The organism is Sandaracinobacteroides sayramensis, assembly GCF_022014495.1.
Lineage (GTDB): Bacteria > Pseudomonadota > Alphaproteobacteria > Sphingomonadales > Sphingomonadaceae > Sandaracinobacteroides > Sandaracinobacteroides sayramense.
In genome coordinates this window covers 41,620-59,396 of record NZ_JAKLSQ010000014.1, presented here as the reverse complement: position 1 = coordinate 59,396, position 17,777 = coordinate 41,620, and the positions used below count along the sequence as shown (strand labels likewise).

The window sequence follows — 17,777 nt, the reverse complement described above, 5'->3', positions numbered from 1 at the left end:
GGAGACGGCGAAGGGCGGGGTGGGGAGGCGCTTTCTCTGCGACGGCTGTAGAAATTCCGGGGACAGGATACTTAATTCGCATGAGTTTGATAGCGGTCCGGAATCCTGCCTCCTGAACTTGCCTTAGCGTTCCTTCCTTCGGAATTCGGGAAACTCGCTGTAGAGCGCATATGGTCAAAGTTTTTTGCCAGAACCGCCCGGCATTCCAATGGCTGTATAAGAAAAATTCGAGGGTGCAGGGAAATCATTTCCCTGCCGGGGTGAAGGGGCAGAGCCCCTTCTTCTTACTTTGCAGCGCTGACGCCCGCGCCTTCCACCAGCTTGCCGTGGTCCAGCCGCACCACGCGGTCCATTCGGGCGGCGAGCGCCCGGTTGTGGGTGGCGACCAGCGCCGCCGAGCCCTGGGAGCGGACTAGGCGGAGGAATTCTTCGAGGACTTTGGCGGCCGTGTCCTCGTCGAGGTTGCCGGTGGGTTCGTCGGCCAGCACGAGGACGGGCTTGTTGGCCAGCGCGCGGGCGACGGCGACACGCTGTTGCTCTCCGCCCGAGAGTTGCGAGGGGCGGTGGTGGAGGCGGGCGCCGAGGCCGAGCGCGGTCAGCAGGTCTGTGGCGCGGCTGTGGGCGGCTTCCTTCGGGGCGGCGTGGATCAGTTGCGGCAGCACCACATTCTCTTCCGCCGAGAAGTCGGGGAGGAGGTGGTGGAACTGGTAGACGAAGCCGAGGCAGTCGCGGCGCAGCGCGGTGCGGTTGCGGTCGGAGAGGTCGGCGGCTTCGCGGCCGTCTATCACGATTCGGCCGCCGAAACCGCCCTCCAGCAGGCCGGCGGCTTGCAGCAGGGTCGATTTGCCGGAGCCGGAGGGGCCGAGGAGAGCGACAATCTCGCCCTTGCGCAGTTGCAGGTCGACGCCGCGCAGCACGTCTATCCGGGCGCCGCCCTGCTGGAAGCTGCGGGTCAGCGCAATCAGTTCTAGGGCGAAGTCACTCATAGCGGAGCACCGTCACCGGGTCCGTGCTGGCGGCCTTCCAGGCGGGGTAGATGGTGGCGAGGAAGGCCAGCGCGAGCGTCAGCAGCACGGTGCCGACGACTTCGGCCGGATCGGTCTTCGCCGGCAGCTCCGTCAGGTAGCGCACGGAAGGATCCCAGAGGTTGGTGCCGGAAATCGCCGCGAAGCCGCCGACGATCTGCTGGCGGAAGTGGAGCACGAGGAAGCCGAGCGCCAGGCCGAGAAGCACGCCCAGCGCGCCGATAGAGGTGCCGACCATCATGAACACCCGCATCAGCGCGCCGCGGCTGGCGCCCATGGTGCGCAGGATGGCGATGTCCCGCGTTTTCGCCCGCACCAGCATGATGAGCGAGGAGAGGATGTTGAAGACGGCGACGAGGATGATGATGGACAGCACCCAGAACATCACCACCTGCTCGACGATCAGCGCCTCGAACAGGGCGGAGTTCAGTTGCCGCCAGTCGGTGATGAGGGCGGAAAGGCCGATCTTCTCGGCCAGCGGGCGCATATACTGGTCTATCCGGTCGGGGTTTATACTGGTCATCATCACCATGCCGACGTCTTCGCCCAGGTCGAACAGGATCTGCGCCTGGTCGAGCGGGAGGACGACGAAGGCCTTGTCGAAATCGTAGATGCCGATCTCGAAGGTGGCGACGATCTCGTAGGAGACGATGCGCGGCACGGTGCCGAAGGGGGTGACGGTGCCTTGCGGGGCGATCAGCGCAATTCTGTCGCCGACCTTCACGCCGAGATTTTCCGCCAGGCGGGCGCCGATGGCGGCCACGGGATCGCCGGGCTTCAGCCGGTTGATGTCGCCGGACTGGACCGTTTGGGCGATCACGTCGGTCTTGAGAATGTCCTCCACGCGCATGCCGCGCACCAGCACGCCTTCCACCCGGCCGTTGGCCGAGGCCATCAGCGGCTGCTCGATGAGGGGAGTAGCGGAGGTGACTCCGGGCGTTTCCAGGGCGAGGTCGACGACCCGCTGCCAGTCCGGCAGGCGGCCGCCATAGCCTTGCGCCACCGCGTGGCCGTTCAGGCCCTGGAAGCGGTCGAACAGTTCGGCGCGGAAGCCGTTCATCACGCTCATCACGGCGATGAGGGCGGCGACTCCGAGCGCCACGGCGACCAGCGAGATGCCGGCCACCAGCACGATGAAGCGCTCGCCCTGCCCCGGGAGCAGGTAGCGGCGCGCGATCATCCGTTCGTAGGAGGTGATCACCCGATGAGCCTGGAGAGCGCGCTTTCGAGAGAGAGGTCCTGCTTCTCGCCGGTGGCGCGGCGCTTCAGCTCCACCGTGCCGGCGGCGACGCCCTTGGGGCCGATGGTGAGCTGCCAGGGCAGGCCGATCAGGTCCATGGTGGCGAACTTCTCGCCGCCGCGGGCGTCGCGGTCGTCGTGGAGGACCGTCTTGCCGGCGGCTTCCAGCTTCTGGTGCAGGTCGGCTGCGGCGGCGGCGCAGGCGGCGTCGTCGACGCGCAGGTTGATGAGGCCGATATCGAAGGGGGCGACCGAATCCGGCCAGACGATTCCGGCTGCATCGTGGCTCGCCTCGATGATGGCGCCGATCAGGCGGGAGACGCCGACCCCGTAGCTGCCCATCAGCGGGTGGACGAGGCCGCCGTCCTTCGATTGCACCTGCAGCCCCATGGCGGCGGAATATTTGCTGCCGAAGAAGAAGATATGGCCCACCTCGATCCCGCGCCGCCTGGCGAGGCGCTCGGCCGGGACGGGGCAGTCCGTCACCTTCTCATGCTCTTCCGCTTCCATGGCGTAGAGCGAGCGGAGCTTCGCGGGCGCGTCCGGGTCGGCGAGGTCCACCTCGTCGAGCGCCGAATCGTAGAAGACCTCGCTTTCGCCGGTGTCGGCGAGGATGTGGAATTCGTGGCTGAGGTCTCCGCCGATGGGCCCGGTGGGGGCGCGGACGGGGACGGCGCGCAGGCCGAGCGCGGCGAAGGTGCGCAGATAGGCGGTGAACTGCGCGTCGTAGCTGGCGCGGCCGCCTTCCTCGTCCATGTCGAAGCTGTAGGCGTCCTTCATCAGGAACTCGCGGCCGCGCATCACCCCGAAGCGGGGGCGCACCTCGTCGCGGAACTTCCACTGGATATGGTAGAGGGTGCGCGGCAGGTCGCGGTAGCTCTTCACACAGTCGCGGAAGAGGGCGGTGATCATTTCCTCGTTGGTGGGGCCGTAGAGCATTTCCCGCCCGCCCCGATCCTGAAAGCGCAGCATTTCAGGGCCATAGGCGTCGTAGCGGCCGGACTGGCGCCAGAGGTCGGCGGACTGGATGGTGGGCATCAGCAGCTCGATGGCGCCGGCGCGGTTCTGCTCGGCGCGGACGATGTTCGCGATCCGGTCCAGCACGCGCAGGCCCAGCGGCAGCCAGGCGTAGATGCCGGCCGCCGTCTGCCGGACCAGCCCTGCGCGCAGCATCAGCTGGTGCGAGACGATCTGGGCGTCGGCGGGGGTCTCCTTCATGACGGGGAGGAGATAGTGGGAAAGCAGCATGGTGGATCGGAACTTTCGGCCGGCGAATGAGTGGGCGATGCCTAGCCGATGCTGTGGCCCCGCTGCAACAGGGCTGCGGCGAATCGCGGTGCCATGTTCCAGTTTGATGACAGCCCTGCCGTCAGCGGTATAGGTTCCATGCACCAAGGCGGCAGAGCCGGCCAGGGTTCGGGGTCAGCCCCTAGATGCGTCGGACCCGGGAACCGGGCAGCATCGGCAAGGGGCGCCAGAAGGGGTTCAAGAGAAAAGGGCCGTCCGGCTAGTCCGGGCGGCCTTTTTTCATGACAGTTTCATGTGGCCTTGCGAAAGCGCTTGCGCGAATCCGGATGTTTGCGGCTGGGATTTCTTGCCAGCTCTGCCGTTCCAGGGGGAATGGCGGGTTTGGCAGGGGGTCATGGGCAGGGGGTCATGGGTGATGCGTATCATGGGGGCCATTGTGTCCGCTGCGCTGGTGGCGACGCCGGCGTCGGCTGCGTGCTGGGAAGCGGAGGAATATGAGGCCGCGCGCATGCGCGACCTGCAGACGGTGCTGATGGTGAGCGCGCTGAAGTGCGGGCGAAGCATTCCGGAAATGCCGGCCGCCTACAACCGCTGGGTCGGCCGCGCCAAGGACAAGCTGCTGGAGGGCGAGAAGAAGCTGCTGGCGCATTTCGTGCGCGAGGGGGACAAGGCGCGCTACGACAAGTTCACGACGGCGCTTGCCAACCGCTATTCGGAATATGCCGAGCATGCGAGCTTCTGCGCCCGCGCGAAGGCGCTGCTGGAAGCGGACGAGCGGCACAATGGCGTGCTCGCCGAAGTGGCGCTGCTGATCAATTCCCGGCCGAACGGCGTGGAGGAGGTCTGCGCCGTGAAGAGGCCCGTCTCGCAGATCGTGGTGTCGCCCTTCGATCCGATACCGGAGCAGGGCCCGATTCCGGAGCAGGGCGCGGCGCCTGAAGCGCCGGCCGCCGATGCCGCTACACCAGCCGGGACTGGCGAACAGCCGCCTCGATGAAGCTGGCGAAGAGCGGGTGCGGGGCGAAGGGCTTGGACTTCAGCTCCGGGTGGAACTGCACCCCCACGAACCAGGGATGCTCCGGCCGTTCGACGATTTCCGGCAGAGCGCCGTCCGGCGACATGCCGGTGAAGGCGAGGCCGGTCTCCTCCAGCCGCTCCTTGTAGGCGGTGTTCACCTCGTAGCGGTGGCGGTGGCGTTCGGAGATTTCGCCGGCGCCGTAGATGCCGGCGACATGGCTGTTGCCGGCGAGCTTCGCTTGATAGGCGCCCAGCCGCATGGTGCCGCCGAGGTCGCCGCCCTGCTCGCGCTTCTCGAGGCCGTCGCTGCCCATCCATTCGGTGATGAGGCCGACGACGGGTTCGGGCGTGGGGCCGAATTCGGTGGAGGAGGCGCCGGCGATTCCGGCGAGGTTCCGCGCCGCTTCGACGCAGGCCATCTGCATGCCGAAGCAGATGCCGAAATAGGGCACCCGGCGCTCGCGGGCGAAGCGGATGCTGGCGATCTTGCCTTCGGCCCCGCGCTCGCCGAAGGCGCCGGGGACGAGGATGGCGTTGAGCGGCTCCAGGCTGGCGGCGATGTCGCTGTCGGCCTGTTCGAACAGTTCGGCGTCGATCCAGCGGATGTTCACCTTCACGCGGTTGGCGATGCCGCCATGCACCAGCGCTTCGTTGAGGCTCTTGTAGGCGTCCGGCAGGCCGACATATTTGCCGACCACGCCCACCGTCACTTCGCCTTCGGGGTTGACGATGCGGTCGACGATATCGTCCCAGCGTCCGAGGTCGGGGGCGGCGCCGACCGGCAGGCCGAAGGCCTTCAGCACTTCGGCGTCCAGCCCCTCGCCATGATATTGCAGCGGCACGGCGTAGATCGACTTCGCGTCCAGCGCGGAGATCACCGCTTCCTTGGGCACGTTGCAGAAGAGGGCGATCTTCGCTTTCTCCCCCTCGGGCAGGGGGCGTTCGCTGCGGCAGACCAGCACGTCCGGCTGCACGCCGAGCGAGGCCAGTTCGCGGACGCTGTGCTGGGTGGGCTTGGTCTTCAGTTCGCCGGCGGCGGCGATGAAGGGCACCAGCGTGACGTGGATGGAGATGCTGTTGCCCCGGCCCAGCTCGTTCTTCAACTGGCGGATCGCCTCGATGAAGGGGAGCGATTCGATGTCGCCGACGGTGCCGCCGATTTCGCAGAGCACGAAGTCCAGATCGTCGGTCTCGGCCAGCGCGAAGGATTTGATCGCGTCCGTCACATGCGGGATCACCTGCACGGTGGCGCCGAGATAGTCGCCGCGGCGCTCGCGGGTGATGATCTGCTGGTAGATGCGGCCCGAGGTGATGTTGTCGGACTGGCGCGAGGCGACTCCGGTGAAGCGCTCATAATGGCCGAGGTCGAGGTCGGTTTCGGCCCCGTCGTCGGTCACATAGACCTCGCCGTGCTGATAGGGGCTCATCGTGCCCGGATCGACGTTCAGATAGGGGTCGAACTTGCGGATTCGCACGCGATAGCCGCGCGCCTGCAGCAGCGCGCCGAGCGATGCCGCCATGAGACCCTTGCCGAGCGAGGAGACCACGCCGCCGGTGATGAAGATGAACCGCGCCATGGGAGGCAATACCTAGCTAAGGGCGCGGCCGCTGTCACGCGCGCCGGCCCGGTTTTCAACAGGGAAATCCGTTTAATTGGCGAGCGGGACTTCGTTCGCCGGGGCGGCGGGAGTTTCCGCCGGCGCGGCGCCGGGGGCGGGAAGCGCGGGGGCCAGCGGCGGGCCGGCCGGAGCGACCGGCGGCGCCTCGCGGGCGAGCGTGGTGTCGATCGTCTTCGGGCGGTTGCCGTGGCCGGCGAGCCAGGCGAGGCCCAGCGAGGAAATGATGAAGAAGGTGGCGAGGATCGCCGTGGTGCGCGACAGAAGGTCGGCGGCGCCGCGCGCCGAGACCAGCCCGCCGGCGGAGCCGCCGCCCGTCAGGCCGCCGCCTTCCGATTTCTGCAGCAGGATCACGCCCACCAGCGCCAGGGCGATGATGGCGTGAACGACGAGAAGGAAGGTCATCAGCACGGGGGTGAGGCTCGCATTCGGCTAAATGGGTAAAGCGGGCACATAGGGCGGCTGGTGGCGCAGTGCAAGGGACGCGGGGTGGTGGGGGCGCCCGGCTTCGTCACCCCGGGCTTGACCCGGGGTCCAGCTATTCTGTTGGCGAGGCGGTGCAGAAAAAGCTGGACCCCGGGTCAAGCCCGGGGTGACGGCGTGGGGCGGAGGCGTTGGGTGGGGTGGGCGATGGCCGGCCGGCGGCAAAGCCGCCGAGTCCGGCTGGCCTGGGTGGGAACAGGAAGAGAAGAAAAGAAAAAGCGAGGCATAGCCTCGCGCCGTCGGACTGGCCGGGGCCTGTTGGGGCCCCGGCTCAGCCGGCCGAACTTGCGGCGAGTCCGCGAGTCAGCGCTGCGCGCTGATCGCGGCCGCCTTCAGTTGTACCTCTTCAACTCTTCCTTCGCGATCGTCACCCGATGCACCTCGTCCGGGCCGTCGGCCAGACGCAGCGTGCGCTGGCCGGCGTAGCTGGAGGCGAGGCCATAATCCTGGCAGACGCCGCCGCCGCCATGCGCCTGGATCGCCATATCCAGAACCTTCGTCGAGACATTGGGCGCCACCACCTTGATCATGGCGATCAGCGCCTTCGCGTCCTTGTTGCCGACCGTGTCCATCGTGTGCGCCGCCTTCAGGCAGAGGAGGCGGGCCTGCTCGATCTCGATCCGGGCGTTGGCGATCCGCTCGTGCCAGACGCCCTGCTCGGACACCGGCTTGCCGAAGGCGACGCGGGACTTCAGCCGCTTCACCATCTTTTCCAGCGCCCGCTCGGCGGCGCCGATGGAGCGCATGCAGTGGTGGATTCGGCCCGGCCCGAGGCGGCCTTGCGCGATCTCGAAGCCCCGGCCCTCGCCCAGCAGGATGTTGCCGGCCGGCACGCGGACATTTTCCAGCAGCACTTCATAATGGCCGTGCGGCGCGTCGTCGTAGCCGAAGACGTGCAGCGGGCGGAGCCTGGTGATGCCGGGCGCGTCCATCGGCACCAGAATCTGCGACTGTTGCAGATGCTTGGCGGCCGATGTGTCGGTCTTGCCCATCACGATCGCCACCTTGCAGCGCGGGTCGCCGACGCCCGACGACCACCATTTGCGGCCGTTCACCACATATTCGTCGCCCTCGCGGCGGATGGAGGTTTCGATGTTGGTCGCGTCCGACGAAGCGACGGCCGGCTCGGTCATCAGGAAGGCGGAGCGGATCTCGCCCTTCGACAGCGGCACCAGCCACTGCTCCTGCTGCTCCTTCGTGCCGTAGCGGGCGAGCACTTCCATGTTGCCGGTGTCGGGCGCGGAGCAGTTGAAGACTTCGCTCGCCCAGCCGACGCGGCCCATCTCCTCGGCCAGCGGCGCATATTCGAGGTTGCTGAGCTGCGTGCCTTCGAATTCATAAGGGTGGACGGGCTTGCCGCCATGGCTCTTGGGAACGAACATGTTCCAGAGGCCGGCCGCGCGCGCCTTGGGCTTCAGCTCCTCGATGACCTCGATCACCTTCCAGCGCTCGCCCTTCGAAACCTCGTCCTCGTAGCGGGCTTCGTTGGGGTAGACATGCTCGTCCATGAAGGCGCGGACACGTTCCTGCATTTCCTTCATTCGGGGGGTGTAGTCGAAGTCCATAAGGGTCTCCCGGTTTCCATCATGATTGGTGCGCGGCGATCCTTGGGCCCGGATTCGCCTTGCCGCAACCAGCGGTTTGGGCAGCCTTGCGGCTTGTTTTTCGGGTTGGTGCTTGCGGGACGCCCCCACCCCAATCCCTCCGTGTAAGGGGAGGGGCTTTCTTACAGCCGGCCGAGTTCCGCCGGCTTCAGTTGCAGGCGCAGCCGCTCGGCGCTGGCGGGCGGGTCTATGGTGCTGGTCTCGAAGCGGGCCTCGCCGCCGGGCGCGAGGTTGCGGATCTCGGGCCGGACCGTCCAGCGGCCGACGACCCGGCCGGCGGAATCGAGCAGCAGCACCTCCACCGGCGGCACCGGCAGCCGGCTCTTCGTGGGGTTGCTGATCACCCCTTCGACTTCCCAGACGATCCGGTCGTCGGGCAGCTTGCGCTTCACCGCGTCGGCCTCGATGGCGAGCGGCGGCGGCGCGGTGCGCGGCAGGCTGAGGGCGGGAATCCCGATCGTCGGAAGCTGAAGGTTCGAAAGGTCGATCTGCGGCACGCGCACGGGGGGAAGCCCATGGTCTTCCGGGCGGAAGCGGCCCGTTGCCAGCGCCACATAGGCGAGGGTCGCGGCCAGCACGAGGATGGTCAGCGCATAGAGCCAGATCTTGCGCGGAGTGGATTCCTCTTCCTCCTCCTCCCACAATTGCTCGTCGGGCGGCGGGGGCGGCGGGCCGTCGTCGGCGATTTCCTCTTCTTCTTCCTGGCCGGCGAGCGCGGCGGGGCCGGGCAGGCGGGCGCGGACGGTGGCGCGCATTTCGGCGGACGCGGGAATCGGCACCGGCGGCGATTCGAAATGGATGGCCGGCCGGGAGGGCGGGGCGTAGAGCGGAGCCGAAGGGTCTCTCGGCGGAGTGAAGCCGGGCGGCGTGAACACCGGCGGCGGCTGGCTGAGCGGCGGCGTGAAATCGGGAGCCGGCGGCGGCGCCAGCGGCTTCGGATCGGGCCAGCCGCCGAGGCTCGCCCAGGCGGCGTCGCCGAGGCGCGGCTCCTCCTCCGGCGGGAGCGGGTCGTCCAGCTCCAGCAGTTCCTCTTCGGGGATCGCGTTCCAGACCGTGCGGCAGACCTTGCAGCGCGCGCGGCGCGCGCGGTAGACCGGCCCGCCCCCGGGGCCGGGTTCGGCGCCCGGCTCGGTGGGCCAGTTGCTGGCATCGATGCGGTAACGCGCCCCGCATGTGGGGCAGGAGAGCTGCATGGCAATGCCTTTCCCACAGGTGAGCGGCCGGACACAAGAGTGTCACGCTTCGGGCCGGATTTGCGGGCCGGGCTTTGCAAGGGGCCTTCCATTTTCGCCGGCCGCCGGTATGCCGCAGAGGCAATGGCACAGGCGAAAAGACGGTCGCGCAAGTCGGGCCCCGTGAAAGGGGTGGGTTTCCTTGGCTGGCTGGCCCGGGCGGTGGCGCTTGCCCTGATCCTGTGGGTGGGCGGTTTCGTGCTGTTCGTGCTGGCGCAGCCCGGCCCGGCGGCCGAGGGGACGATGACGGACGGGGTGGTGGTTCTGACCGGCGGGCCGAAGCGCGTGGCGCGGGGCGCCGCCGTGCTGGAGGCCGGGCTCGCCGAACGGCTGCTGGTGTCGGGCGTCGACCCGGCCGTGACGCCGCAGGAGTTTCGCGCCGCCTCCGGCCTGTCGCCCGGGCTGTTCGCCTGCTGCGTGGACCTGGGGTTCGAGGCCGACAGCACCCGCTCCAACGCCGAGGAGGTGGCCGGCTGGGTGGCGAAGCGGAAGATCGGCTCGCTGAGGCTGGTGACGGCGGGCTACCATATGCCGCGCGCCATGGCCGAGTTGGAGGCGCGGCTGCCGGCCGATGTGCGGGTGGTGGCGGACGGGGTGAGCGCCGGCCTGCCGCTGGGCGCGATGCTGATGGAATATGCGAAATTCCAGGCCGCCTGGCTGATGCTGCGGGTGAGGCCGGCCTGATGGGGGTGCTGCGCTCCTTGTTGTTCAACCTCTTCTTCATCGGCGGATCGGTGCCGCTGATCCTGATGATGGCGCTGATCTCCCCCTTTTCCGAGGAACTGGTGCGGCGCGGCGCGCAGATGTGGGCCGGCTGGTTCGTCTGGTGCGCCGACAAGCTGCTGGGAATCCGGCTGGAGGTGCGCGGGCGCATTCCGCAGGAGGGGGTGATCGTCGCCGCCAAGCACCAGTCCTACTATGAGGCGATCCTGACGCTGTATCTGTTCCACCACCCCGGCGTGATCATGAAGGCGGAGCTGCGGAAGATTCCCTTCTGGGGCTATCTGGCGGCGCGGCACGGCAGCATCTTCGTGGAGCGGGGGAAGGCCGGTTCCGCGCTGAAGTCCATGCTGCGGCAGGCGAAGGCGCGGGCAGCGGCGGGGCGGCCGGTGTTCATCTTCCCGGAAGGCACGCGCGTGCCGGTCGGAAGCGCGCCGCCGCTGAAGGCGGGGCTGTTCGGCCTCTACGCCGGGCTGAAGGTGCCGGTGGTGCCGGTGACGCTGAACGCCGGGCTGTGCTGGACGAGGGGTTTTTCGAAGACGCCCGGCGTGGTGACGGTGAGCTTCCTACCCGACATCCCCGCCGGCCTGCCGCGCGAGGAGCTGGAGGCACGGGTGCACGCGGCGATCAACCGCGACCCGCTGACGGCCGAGGTGCGGGCTTGAGCCGGCGGATTCCGCTTTGGGCGACGCTGCTGCCGCTGCTGATCGGGGTGATCGCCTGGGCCTGGTTCTGGCACGGCTTCGCCGAAGGCTTCCGCCGCGACCTGGAGAAGGCGCTGCCGGACGATGTGCGGATCGATGTGGGCGGCTTTCCCTATCGGCTGGAGGCGCGCTTTCCCGATTTCGAGGCGAAGCTCGCGGATGCGGCGCTTTCCGGATCGGTGAAGGCGGCGGAACTGAGGGTGAACCGCGTGCCCTGGCAGGCCGACCGGCAGGTGATCGGCCTGAAGGATTCGCAGGTGCGGGTGGCCCTTTCGACCTTGCTGGGCGCTGAGGCCGAGGTGACGGCGGCTGAGGCGCAGGCTTCGCTGACCTTGAAGGACGGGCATATCGGCCGGCTTTCGATGGTGTGGGAGGCGCCGCGAATCGTGACCGGGCTGTTGCCGGTGGGCGTGGAGGCCGGGCATCTGGAGGTGCATCTGCGCGAGACGCCGGCAAAGGCCGAAGGCGGGGCGCTGCCGACCGAGGCGCAACTGGTGATTTCGGGCGAGAAGGTGCGATTCGGCGAGGGGCAGCCGCTGGGCGTGGAATTGCAGGCGGAGCTTTCGGCCGCGGCGGCGATTCGCAGCTATGCCGGCTGGGCGGCTTCCGGCGGGGCGGTGGCCTTGCGGTCGGTGACGCTGGCGGACGAAACCGGCGAGGTGGCGCGGATGACGGCGACGCTGAAGCCCGATGGCGCCGGCGCGCTTTGGCTGGAGGGGCAGGTGGAGACTGTCTGCCCGGCGAATGTGCGCGCGGCGATCGCGGGGGCGCCGCCGGTTTCCGAGAAGCGCAGCCGCAAGCCGGAGGCGATCGCCGTTTCCGGGCGTTTCCCGGGCGGGCTGGTGGCGGCGCCGCGCGACGCGGCGAAGCCGGCGCCGCCGGTGCGCGGGCAGGAACCGGCCTGCCCGAGGTTGCGCTAGCGGCAAAGCATCGCCATATGCGCGCCCGGAACCCGGAGTGGGCGTGCCGCTCGCCAACCCGGTCAGGTCCGGAAGGAAGCAGCCGTAACGATTCCGGTGCGGGTCGCTTCGGGTTCCACTGAAGCCGGCTGGAGCCAGCGCGCAGCGCTGGCCTCCAGACTCGGCGAAAGTGCGGCCGGCTGAGCGCTGGACCCATCAGGCCAGCGCCAGTCCGACGGGGCGAGGCTTTGCCTCACTTTTTTTCTTTTCTGTCTTTTTGCCTTTCCCGCGGCCGGACTCGGCGGCTTTGCTGCCGGCCGGCTTTCCGCCTCGGGCGTTCGGGGGTGGAAAAGCTGGACCCCGGGTCAAGCCCGGGGTGACGGAGGAGGCCGGCCGCGGAGATCGGTGACGGGCCCCTTGATTGCAGCGCCGCAAAGCGCCACCAAGCCCGGCATGAGTCTCTTCCCCGAAGATGCGCCCTATCGCGTGCTGGCCCGGAAATACCGGCCGGCGGATTTCGATGCGCTGATCGGGCAGGATGCCGTCGTCACCACGCTGGGCAACGCCATCGCCCGCAACCGGCTGGCGCAGGCCTGGCTGCTGACGGGCGTGCGCGGCGTCGGCAAGACCTCCACCGCGCGAATCATCGCCAAGGCGCTGAACTGCATCGGCCCGGACGGCCATGGCGGCCCAACGGTGACGCCCTGCGGCCAATGCGCCAATTGCACGGCGATCGCCGCCGGCCAGCATATCGACGTGATCGAGATCGACGCCGCTTCCAACACCGGAGTCGACAACATCCGCGAGATCATCGAGGCGGTGCGCTACGCCCCCGTCTCGGCGCGCTACAAGGTCTATATCGTCGACGAAGTGCATATGCTGTCCAAAGGGGCGTTCAACGCGCTGCTGAAGACGCTGGAGGAACCGCCGCCGCATGTGAAGTTCATCTTCGCGACGACGGAAGTGCAGAAGGTGCCGGCCACCATCCTCAGCCGCTGCCAGCGCTTCGACTTGAAGCGGGTGCCGGTGGAACTGCTGGCGGCGCATTTCGCCAGGGTGAGCGAAGCGGAAGGCGTGGCGGCCGAGCCGGAGGCGCTGGCGCTGATCGCGCGGGCGGCCGAGGGCAGCGTGCGCGACGGGCTTTCGATCCTGGATCAGGCGATCGCCCAGGCCGGGCAGGGCGAGGTGCTGGCGGACGCCGTGCGCGACATGCTGGGGCTGGCCGACCGGGGGCGGCTGGCGGCGCTGCTGGGGGCGATCTTCCACGCCGACGCCGAAGCGGCGCTTTCGGTGATGGATGCGGCGCATGGCGCGGGCGTGGAGCCGCAGGCGCTGCTGGCCGGCCTGCTGGACATGGCGCATGCGACGACCCGGGCGAAGCTGGCGGGCGGCGTCGACCCGGCCCTGCCCGAAGGCGACCGGGCGGCGATCCTGGGCTGGGCACAGGCGCTGTCTTTCCCGGCCTTGCACCGCTTGTGGCAATTGCTGCTGAAGGGCCATGCGGAGGTGTCGCAGGCGCCGGTGCCGCAGCAGGCGGCGGAAATGGCGGTGCTGCGCTGCGTGCATGCCGCCGGCCTTCCCGACCCGGAGAGACTGGCGAAGCTGATCGAAGGCGGGGCTGTGGTGGCCGGGCCGGCTGCCGCGCCAAGGGCGGCGCGGGATTCGGCGCCGGCGGCATCCCGGGCGCAGGCCGCTTCCGTGGCGAAGGGGCCGGTGGATGCGGCCTCCCTCATCGCGCTGTTCGAGAATCGCGAGGCGCTGCTGGCCCTGAAGCTGCACGACGATGTGGCGATCTCGGTGGACGCGCCGGGGCGGCTCTATCTGGGGCAGGTGGGGGCGGTGCCGGCCACATTCGCCGCCGATGTGAAGCGCTGCCTGAAGGACTGGACGGGCGAGGACTGGGCCGTGGACATCGGCCCGCCGCGCCCGGACATGGAAAGCCTGCGCCAGCGCATGGAACGCGAGCAGGCCGAAGTATATGGCAGGGCGCTGGACGACCCCATGGTGCAGGCCCTGCTGAGAGAATTCCCCGGAGCGGAGATCGTGCGCCCGGAACGTCCGCGCGCTTCGCCGCTTCTGGCCGTGAGGAGTGCAGGTTCATGAAAAGCATCGACGACATCCTGAAAATGGCGAGCAACGTGCAGGCGCAACTGGCCGAAGCGCAGGAAGGGCTCGACCGGATCGAAGTGGAAGGCATGTCCGGCGGCGGGCTGGTGAAGGTGCGGGCGTCGGCCAAGGGGCGGATCATCGCCATCGACATCGACCCCTCGCTGCTGACCGCCGACAGCAAGGAAATGACCGAGGACCTGGTGGTCGCGGCGCTGAACGACACCCGCGCGCGGGCGGACCAGGCGGCGAACGCGGAAATGCAGAAGATGACGGCCGGGTTGCCGCTGCCGCCCGGGTTCAAGCTTTGAGGTTTTCGAGGCTTTGAGGTTTTTTTGAAGGGGCTCTGCCCCTTCACCCCGGCAGGGAAATGATTTCCCTGCACCCTCTTTCGTTTGGTTGTGGGGGATTGGGGCGGTTGGGTTGGTGGTGGGGTTTGATTGCCTGCGGCGCTGGTTTTGGTGGGTGGGTGGTTTTGCTTCTTGGACGCCTTGTGGGTGTGGGACGCTCGCACCCCACCCCAACCCCTCCCCTGACAGGGGAGGGGCTTATGGGTGCTCTCTTGCGGAAAACCTCGTCACCCCGGGCTTGACCCGGGGTCCAGCTGTTCTGCGGCCACGGCGCTGGAAGAAGAAAGCTGGACCCCGGGTCAAGCCCGGGGTGACGGGGGTGGGTGTTGAGGATCGGGGGTGCAGGGGCGTCACGCCCCTGCTGGGGTGAAGGGGCAAAGCCCCTTCGAACTTCTGCTTGCGCACCATCCGGCGCGGGGGCGAAGTCCTGGCGGCCAGAACCTCAGGCCCCCAGCAGCCGTTCCGCCTGCGCCCTCGCCTCGGCGGTGACTTCCGCGCCGGAGAGCATGCGGGCGATTTCGTCGGTGCGCTCGGCCTTTGCCAGCGGGACGACGCTGGTGCTGCCGCCGGCCTTCAGGATTCGGAAATGGTGGGCGCCGGTGGCCGCGACCTGCGGGCTGTGGGTGACGACCAGCACCTGCGCGCCTTCGGCGACGCGGGCGAGGCGGTTGCCGATGGCGTTGGCGGTGGCGCCGCCGACTCCGCGGTCGATTTCATCGAAAATCAACGTGCCGGCGGCGCCGGCGCTGGCGAGCGCTACCTTGAGGGCAAGGGTGAAGCGGCTGAGTTCACCGCCCGAGGCGATGCGGATGAGCGGGCCGAAATCGCTGCCGGCGTTGGTGGCGACTTCGAACTGCACTTGGTCGGCGCCGGTTTCGCCCGGCGGGGTGGGGGTGAGGCGGGTGCGGAAGCGGGCGGATTCGAGCTTCAGCGCCGGCAGTTCGGCGGCGACGGCGGAATCGAGGCGTTTCGCGGCGGCGGCGCGGGCGGCGGAGAGGCGCCTGGCGGCGTCCTCGAATGTGGCGAGCGCCCGCGATTCGGCGGCCTGCAATTGCTGCAGGCCGTGGCCGGCGTTTTCGAGCGCCGTCAGCCGGGCGGCGAGCTCTTCGGCCAGCGTGGGGAGGGCTTCGACCTCGACGCGGTGCTTGCGGGCCATGGCGCGCAGTTCGAACAGCCGCGCCTCGGCGGCTTCCAGCGCGTCGGGGGAGACGAGAAAGCGGCTGCGGACGGAGGCCAGGCTGGATTCGAGCTGGTCGCCTTCCACCAGCGCCCGGTCGACCGCTTCCAGCGCCGCTTGCAGTTCATGGTCGTCGGCGGCGATTCGCTCCAGCCGGCGGGCGGCCTGGCGCAACTGGCTGAGCGCGCCTTCGCCGCCGGAGACGAGGCCGTCGATCTGGTCCAGCGAATCGGCGAGCTTCGCGCCCTTCTGCATGGCGGCGCGGGTCTCGGAAAGTTCGGCTTCCTCGCCCGGCTGCGGTTTCAGCGCCTTCAGTTCGGCGCTGGCATGCTCCAGCCAGTCGCGGTCGCGGGCGTCGGCTTCCATCCGGGCTTCGGCGGCGGCGCGGGCGCTGCCGGCGGCCTTCCAGCCGGCGTGGGCGCCGGCCACTTCCGCCAGCAGGTCGGGGTGGGCGGCATAGGCGTCTAGCAGGGCCATATGGCCGCGCGGGTTCAGCAGGCCGCGCTCGTCGTGCTGGCCGTGGATTTCCACCAGCAGTCCGCCCAACTGCCTGAGCAGGCCGGCGGAAACGGCGGTGTCGTTGACATGCGCGCGGCTGCCGCCGTCCGCCTTCAGCGTTCGGCGGAGCGTGATCTGGCCGGGTTCGTCCAGCGGAATGTCATGCTCGGCGAGAAGCGCGAGGGCGGGATGGTCTTGTGGCACATGGAATTCCGCCGTGACACTGGCCTGCGGCGTGCCCTTGCGCACCAGCCCGGCGTCGGCACGTTCGCCGAGCGCGAGGTTGAGGCCGTCGAGCAGGATGGACTTGCCGGCGCCCGTCTCGCCGGTGAGCACGGAGAGGCCCGGGCCGAAGTCGAGCGCGACACGCTCGATGAGGACCAGATCCCGGATCGAAAGCTGGACCAGCAAGCGCCGCCTCCCCCCGAAAGCCCGCCGCCCGGGTCAGCCGCCGGCTGGTGCGGTTGTGGCGCCCACCTGCGTATTCGGGGCGTGCCGCTGCACCAGGCCGTAGGCGCGCTCATACCATTTGGAGCCGGGGAAGTTGGAGCCGAGCACGGCGGCGTTGCGCTTCGCTTCCTCGGGCAGGCCCAGCGCCAGATAGGCTTCCGTCAGCCGGAACAGCGCCTCGGGGACGTGGCTGGTCGTCTGATACTGGTCGATCACCATGCGGTAGCGGCTGGTGGCGGCGATCCACTGGCGGTTGCGGGCGTAGAAGCGGCCGATGTCCAGCTCCTTGCCGGCCAGATGGTCGTTCACCAGGTCGATCTTCAGCCGCGCGTCCGCCGCATAGGGCGTGCCCGGGTAGCGGCGCACCAGCTCCTGCAGCGCGGTGAGCGCCTGCTGGGTGATCTTCTGGTCGCGCGCGACGTCGGCGATCTGCTCGTAATAGCTGAGCGCGATGATGTAATAGGCGTAGGGCGCGTCCTTGTTGCCGGGGTGGAGGCTGAGGAAGCGCTGCGCCGTCATGATGGCTTCGGAATATTGCCGCGAGGCGTAATAGCTGAAGGCCGACATCAGTTGCGCCCGGCGGGCCCAGACGGAATAGGGGTGCTGGCGCTCCACCTCGTCGAACATGGCGGCGGCGAGGCGGTAGTTGCCCTGCTCCAGCGTGTCCTTGGCGATGGAGTAGAGCGTCTCCACGTCGCGGGCGATATAGGCCTGATCCGCCTTGGGCTTGTTGCGGTTGCGCGCGCAGGCCGCCGTCAGCAGCAGGGAGGTGGCGAGGAGGGCGGATGCGACGACGCGACCGCTCGGGAGCGGGATGCGGGCGGAGTGGAATGTCATGGAGGCGGGTCTTACCTGTGGAAGGCGAAAGCGACAAGCGGGGACCATCGGGCCGCGCCATGCCGCCACAGAAGGAGGGCGGGCGAGCGCCACGGGCCGGCTGGAAGGGCGTGGGGCGCCGCCGTGCGGCCGGTGGCGCGCGCGAGGCTGAGGTGCAGGCGTGGCGGCGCCTTGTCTCCGGGGGCGAGGAGGCCGTGCCAGAGGCTTGCGAGGGTTTCGCGCAGACGGTCGGCGTCGGGGCTTTGGGCGGGGGCCATCCACATCCCCTCCCGCCGGAGAGGTGAACCCAGTTTGAATGAAGGCGCCGGCGTGGCGCGGGCGAGCGCGCGGAGGTCGTTCGCGAGCGTGTCGAGCGAGGGGCCGGGCAGGTGGCGGAACAGGCTGATATGGGCGGGGGCGTGGCGGGCGGCCTCCGGCGCGTCGATGGCCCGCCGCTCGTCCGCCGCGCGCTGGAGGGCGGGCGGCAGGGCGAGGGTGAGGATGAGGGGCGCCGCCATCGGCTCGGCGCGCGCCGCTTCCCACCCCGCTGGCCAAAGCCCCGCCATGCCGCTAACAGGAACGCCGTTTGCCGT

16 protein-coding genes and 1 other RNA gene are annotated in these 17,777 nt (G+C 69.0%); 7 read left to right on the top strand and 10 right to left on the bottom strand.

Translation table 11 applies throughout. The annotated features are described in order from the left end of the window. Positions 1-284: 284 nt before the first annotated feature. Genes L6Q21_RS11870 through proS form a run of 3 tightly spaced genes read right to left on the bottom strand, consistent with a single transcriptional unit; the run spans position 285 to position 3,512 of the window. Positions 285-986, bottom strand: coding sequence for an ABC transporter ATP-binding protein (locus L6Q21_RS11870; protein ID WP_237830974.1), 702 nt, complete (start codon positions 984-986; stop codon positions 285-287). Then, complete coding sequence (locus L6Q21_RS11865) at positions 979-2,205, bottom strand: lipoprotein-releasing ABC transporter permease subunit (RefSeq protein ID WP_237831036.1); 1,227 nt, start codon at positions 2,203-2,205, stop codon at positions 979-981. The genes L6Q21_RS11870 and L6Q21_RS11865 overlap by 8 nt, the downstream gene beginning before the upstream one ends. Before the next feature lie 17 nt (positions 2,206-2,222). Further along, a complete protein-coding gene (gene proS, locus L6Q21_RS11860; RefSeq protein WP_237830973.1) occupies positions 2,223-3,512 on the bottom strand; it encodes a proline--tRNA ligase in 1,290 nt (429 codons plus the stop codon). A 412-nt stretch (positions 3,513-3,924) separates the two neighbouring features. Between proS and L6Q21_RS11855 the strand changes: the two genes are divergently transcribed. After that, positions 3,925-4,509 (top strand): hypothetical protein, encoded by a 585-nt coding sequence (locus L6Q21_RS11855; RefSeq protein WP_237830972.1) that lies wholly within the window; start codon positions 3,925-3,927, stop codon positions 4,507-4,509. Here L6Q21_RS11855 and L6Q21_RS11850 read toward each other — a convergent pair. The 4 genes from L6Q21_RS11850 to L6Q21_RS11835 form a co-directional block, all read right to left on the bottom strand. After that, entirely contained in the window at positions 4,472-6,106 is a 1,635-nt protein-coding gene (locus L6Q21_RS11850; RefSeq protein WP_237830971.1) for a CTP synthase, read from the bottom strand. The genes L6Q21_RS11855 and L6Q21_RS11850 overlap by 38 nt on opposite strands. Positions 6,107-6,178: 72 nt before the next feature. Beyond that, positions 6,179-6,553, bottom strand: a complete 375-nt coding sequence (gene secG / locus L6Q21_RS11845) for a preprotein translocase subunit SecG (RefSeq protein WP_237831035.1) — start codon at positions 6,551-6,553, stop codon at positions 6,179-6,181. A gap of 407 nt (positions 6,554-6,960) precedes the next feature. Continuing rightward, positions 6,961-8,193 (bottom strand): acyl-CoA dehydrogenase family protein, encoded by a 1,233-nt coding sequence (locus tag L6Q21_RS11840; RefSeq protein ID WP_237830970.1) that lies wholly within the window; start codon positions 8,191-8,193, stop codon positions 6,961-6,963. Positions 8,194-8,354: 161 nt separating this feature from the next. Then, positions 8,355-9,425 carry an FxLYD domain-containing protein gene (locus L6Q21_RS11835; RefSeq protein WP_237830969.1) on the bottom strand — a complete coding sequence of 357 codons (1,071 nt, stop codon included), beginning with the start codon at positions 9,423-9,425 and terminating at the stop codon, positions 8,355-8,357. Between the two features lie 123 nt (positions 9,426-9,548). On the opposite strand from L6Q21_RS11835, the gene L6Q21_RS11830 reads away from it, so the two are divergent. The 6 genes from L6Q21_RS11830 to L6Q21_RS11805 all read left to right on the top strand — a co-directional run bounded on the left by L6Q21_RS11830 (position 9,549) and on the right by L6Q21_RS11805 (position 14,204). Then, complete coding sequence (locus L6Q21_RS11830; protein WP_237830968.1) at positions 9,549-10,148, top strand: YdcF family protein; 600 nt, start codon at positions 9,549-9,551, stop codon at positions 10,146-10,148. After that, positions 10,148-10,849 (top strand): lysophospholipid acyltransferase family protein, encoded by a 702-nt coding sequence (locus L6Q21_RS11825; RefSeq protein WP_237830967.1) that lies wholly within the window; start codon positions 10,148-10,150, stop codon positions 10,847-10,849. The genes L6Q21_RS11830 and L6Q21_RS11825 overlap by 1 nt, the downstream gene beginning before the upstream one ends. Continuing rightward, a complete protein-coding gene (locus L6Q21_RS11820) occupies positions 10,846-11,808 on the top strand; it encodes a DUF2125 domain-containing protein (RefSeq protein ID WP_237830966.1) in 963 nt (320 codons plus the stop codon). The genes L6Q21_RS11825 and L6Q21_RS11820 overlap by 4 nt, the downstream gene beginning before the upstream one ends. Positions 11,809-11,834: 26 nt before the next feature. Next, positions 11,835-11,929, top strand: an RNA gene (ffs, locus tag L6Q21_RS11815) — signal recognition particle sRNA small type. A 311-nt stretch (positions 11,930-12,240) separates the two neighbouring features. Further along, complete coding sequence (locus L6Q21_RS11810; protein ID WP_237830965.1) at positions 12,241-13,890, top strand: DNA polymerase III subunit gamma/tau; 1,650 nt, start codon at positions 12,241-12,243, stop codon at positions 13,888-13,890. Then, positions 13,887-14,204, top strand: a complete 318-nt coding sequence (locus tag L6Q21_RS11805) for a YbaB/EbfC family nucleoid-associated protein (protein WP_237830964.1) — start codon at positions 13,887-13,889, stop codon at positions 14,202-14,204. The genes L6Q21_RS11810 and L6Q21_RS11805 overlap by 4 nt, the downstream gene beginning before the upstream one ends. A gap of 481 nt (positions 14,205-14,685) precedes the next feature. Here the strand turns inward: L6Q21_RS11805 and recN are convergent, their stop codons facing one another. Genes recN through L6Q21_RS11790 form a run of 3 tightly spaced genes read right to left on the bottom strand, consistent with a single transcriptional unit; the run spans position 14,686 to position 17,750 of the window. Beyond that, the gene (recN, locus tag L6Q21_RS11800; RefSeq protein ID WP_237830963.1) at positions 14,686-16,329 is read right to left on the bottom strand and encodes a DNA repair protein RecN; all 1,644 of its coding nucleotides are present in this window, start codon (positions 16,327-16,329) and stop codon (positions 14,686-14,688) included. 33 nt (positions 16,330-16,362) lie between these two features. Further along, on the bottom strand, positions 16,363-17,205 hold the full coding sequence (locus L6Q21_RS11795) for an outer membrane protein assembly factor BamD (protein WP_237830962.1): 843 nt from the start codon (positions 17,203-17,205) through the stop codon (positions 16,363-16,365). A gap of 11 nt (positions 17,206-17,216) precedes the next feature. Beyond that, complete coding sequence (locus tag L6Q21_RS11790) at positions 17,217-17,750, bottom strand: 2'-5' RNA ligase family protein (protein WP_237830961.1); 534 nt, start codon at positions 17,748-17,750, stop codon at positions 17,217-17,219. Positions 17,751-17,777 lie beyond the last annotated feature (27 nt).